Raw genomic sequence first — 2,634 nt, 5'->3', positions numbered from 1 at the left:
TCAGCTCTTCATAGGCTGCTTTGATTTCGTCTGGGTTCTGGGTGTTAGCAGAGTAGCCTAGCTTGCGAAGTGCGATGTGGAAGAACTCGCGAGCATCATCCATCATCATTAGCTGGCCTTCCCATTTAGGATCCCAGAAATCACTCCAAGAGCTGACTTCAGCCTTGTCCATCATTTCTGTATTAACACCGATACCGGTTGCGCCCCAAATGTAAGGGATAGAGTAGTCGTTGTTTGGGTCAAATGGCTTGTGCAGGTAGTTTGGATCAAGTTCATCAAAGTTTGATAGCTTAGAGCGATCAATTTTCTTCAGCATACCTTCGTCACGCATCTTCGATACGTAATAAGTCGAAGGAACGACAAGGTCATAGCCTGTACCATGAGTTTTTAGCTTGGCGTACATGGTTTCGTTCGACTCGTAAGTCGAATAAATTACCTTAATGCCCGTTTCTTTTGTGAACTGTTCCAATACTTCGCTTGGGATGTATTCAGACCAGTTGTAGAAATACAGTTCTTCATCTGCAGCTGTTGCAACATTCGAGAACATTGCCATTGCGCAGACGCCACCGGCCACTAAGGAAGACCATTTTTTCATTTTATTGTGCTCCTAACTATCAGGATGTGTTGAGAGTTATCTCCAGCGAATGTACTAAACAATAAATGCCAATAAGCAAACAAATGCGCATGGCTGCTCGGTACTAACCGCTTCTCCTACATGCAAAAGAAATCCAATGACTACGAAGAGTCATTTTCTTAAATTTAAATATGACTATAAACAGACGATTTAAAAGGAGATTATAGCAGATAGGTTTATGATTAAGGCAACCAAATATTATCTGGTTGCCTTATATGCAGAATTACTGAGCGGCTTTTAGTTCCAGGAAGTAATTTTCATAGCGAATATTCATTTCGCCAACAGCGTCCTGCCATTCACCACGATCTAGGTCTTCCTGAGGTGGGAAGAGAGTCGGGTTGTCCTTGTACTTGTCGTTCGACGCTTTGACTGCGGTAAGATAACCGGTTTCTTCCGAAATCTTGGCCGCGACATCCGGACGAAGCAGGAAGTCGATCATCTTATGGGCGGCATCAACGTTTTCAGCATTCTTGGCAATAGCCAGGCTATCGACCCAGAAAATTCCGCCTTCTTTTGGCCAGACAAGCTCAATTGGCAAGCCTTCTTTTTGCGCAGCGGCGGCTGAACCGTTCCAAAGCATACCCAAGCCAACTTCACCGGCAAGGTATGGTGCTGCCGGGTTATCCGAGTTGAATACCAATACATTCGGCATCAGCTTCTTCAGCTCTTCATAAGCCTCGTCGATTTGCTTCGGATCCGTCGTGTTACCAGAGTAACCCAACTTTCGAAGGGCAATATGGAAAACTTCACGGGTATCATCCATCAGCATCAACTGGCCTTCGAGCTCGGGATTCCACAGATCTGCCCAGCTATCGAAGTCGGCCGGATCGTACATATCCGTATTTACGGCCAATCCGGTCATCGCGATTACATGGGGGATGGAGTAGTCGTTGTTTGGATCAAAAGGCTTATCCAAATAGTTCTTATCAAGCTCTTGGAAGTTAGTTAGCTTTGATTTATCGATTTTCTGTAACATGCCTTCATCACGCATTTTGGCAACGAAGTAAGTGGACGGCACAACCAGATCGTAACCTTTAGGGTGTGCTTTCAACTTGGCGTACATAGTCTCGTTCGACTCGTAAGTCGAATAAATCACTTTAATACCAGTCTCTTTAGTAAACTGTTCCCTTAGCTCCGTAGAGATATAAGGGCCCCAGTTCATAAAAACTAATTCTTTATCAGCAGCATTCGAAAAGGTTGAGAACATCGCTGCTGCACAAGCAGTACCGGTCAGAAAAGCGGACCATTTTTTCATTTGTTTATCATCTCCAAAACCCCAGCAGGGTATTGATAAAAAACAAGTGATTAATCGGCTGACTAATCACTTGCAGTATCTGGCACAAGGCCAATTAAAACACTGAGTTAGATTACTTTATTTAATCTTCTCTCTGGCTAGCAACTGCGAGCAAATTACCAGAACCAGAGACACAATAAGCATTATCGTGGCTAGTGCATTCACTTCTGGTGAAATTCCCACTTTTACCATTGAGTAAATCTTCAATGGCAAGATCTCGTAAGACGGCCCGGTCACGAATGAGCTAACAATTACATCATCCAGAGACAGGGTAAAGCTTAGCAGCCAGCCAGCAGCAACAGCAGGTTTTGCTAGCGGTAGAATAATCTGTTTTAAGATCACCCACTCGCTGGCGCCAAGATCGCGCGCTGCTTCAAGCATCTTTACATCAAATCCTTTCAGTCGGCTGTAGACCGTGACTACCACGAAAGGCAGACAGAAGGTGATATGAGAGAGCAGCAGCGTCAGGAAGCCCAGCTCGGCACCTACCAGAATAAACAGTGCCAATAACGAGATAGCCATAACAATGTCAGGCGACATCATGACGACAAACAGCATGCCGTTGACGAAATGTTTGCCGCGAAACTGATAGCGGAACAGGGCAACGGCCGTCAGGCTCCCGATAATGGCTGCGGCTGTCGCTGAAAATACAGCGATATTCAGCGAGTGCCAGGCTGCCTGCATCAAGCTGTCATTGTTGACTAGG

3 protein-coding genes are annotated in these 2,634 nt (G+C 45.4%); all 3 read right to left on the bottom strand.

Features of this window, described 5'->3' with window-relative positions; genetic code table 11:
* Positions 1–595: extracellular solute-binding protein (locus MHN01_RS24010; protein WP_239413891.1), on the bottom strand; the 595-nt coding region annotated here is incomplete at its 3' end.
* A gap of 262 nt (positions 596–857) precedes the next feature.
* The gene (locus tag MHN01_RS24005; RefSeq protein WP_239413890.1) at positions 858–1,889 is read right to left on the bottom strand and encodes an extracellular solute-binding protein; all 1,032 of its coding nucleotides are present in this window, start codon (positions 1,887–1,889) and stop codon (positions 858–860) included.
* A gap of 117 nt (positions 1,890–2,006) precedes the next feature.
* The coding region (gene potC, locus MHN01_RS24000) for a spermidine/putrescine ABC transporter permease PotC (protein ID WP_239413889.1) at positions 2,007–2,634 on the bottom strand (628 nt) is incomplete at its 5' end.

The organism is Photobacterium sp. OFAV2-7, assembly GCF_022347985.1.
Classification (GTDB): Bacteria; Pseudomonadota; Gammaproteobacteria; order Enterobacterales; family Vibrionaceae; genus Photobacterium.
The sequence above is the reverse complement of the archived record's forward strand: the minus strand, read 5'-3'. Positions and strand labels throughout refer to the sequence as shown.

Excerpts from the sequence above, each read along its gene's own strand:
- MHN01_RS24005 (WP_239413890.1), bottom strand. The coding sequence starts at position 1,889 with ATGAAAAAATGGTCCGCTTTTCTGACCGGTACTGCTTGTGCAGCAGCG.